The organism is Amycolatopsis sp. lyj-346 (assembly GCF_046548975.1).
Lineage (GTDB): Bacteria > Actinomycetota > Actinomycetes > Mycobacteriales > Pseudonocardiaceae > Amycolatopsis.
In genome coordinates this window covers 1-530 of record NZ_JAJPWT010000081.1, presented here as the reverse complement: position 1 = coordinate 530, position 530 = coordinate 1, and the positions used below count along the sequence as shown (strand labels likewise).

Annotated in this window: 1 pseudogene; it reads left to right on the top strand. The window is 70.4% G+C overall.

Annotated elements, in window-relative coordinates:
- Positions 1-530, top strand: a pseudogene (locus tag ACLJQE_RS44805) (hypothetical protein); the annotation flags it as partial.

The window sequence follows — 530 nt, the reverse complement described above, 5'->3', positions numbered from 1 at the left end:
CTGTCGCCGGTGAGCTGAAGGACGGCAACCCGGCCAACGGCGAGGCCGACGTGCTGGTGCTCCTCGCCCACGAGGGTGCGGCCACCGAGAACATCGACTCCGCGGCCGAGCTGGCGAACGACCCGGTCTTCGGGAAGTACACCCGCGCCGACGCGAAGATCGACGTGATCCTCAGCGGCCACACCCACCAGCCGTACGCCTTCGAGGTCCCGGTTCCGGGCACCGACAAGCTGCGCCCGGTGGTGCAGGCCGAGGACTACGGCCAGAAGCTGGGCAAGGTCACGCTGACCTTCGACCCGGCGACCAAGTCGGTCACCGCCGCTGACGCGGCGCTGCTCGACGTGGTCGGGGCGCCGGAGGACCCGGCGGTCGCGGCGATCGTCGCCACGGCCAAGGCCAACGCGGCGGAGCTGGGCAAGCGGGAACTGGGCAAGGTCAGCGCGGACATCAAGCGCGGTTACACCAACGGCCAGGAGAACCGGGGCATCGAGTCGGCGCTCGGCAACTTCATCGCCGACGTGCAGTTGGCC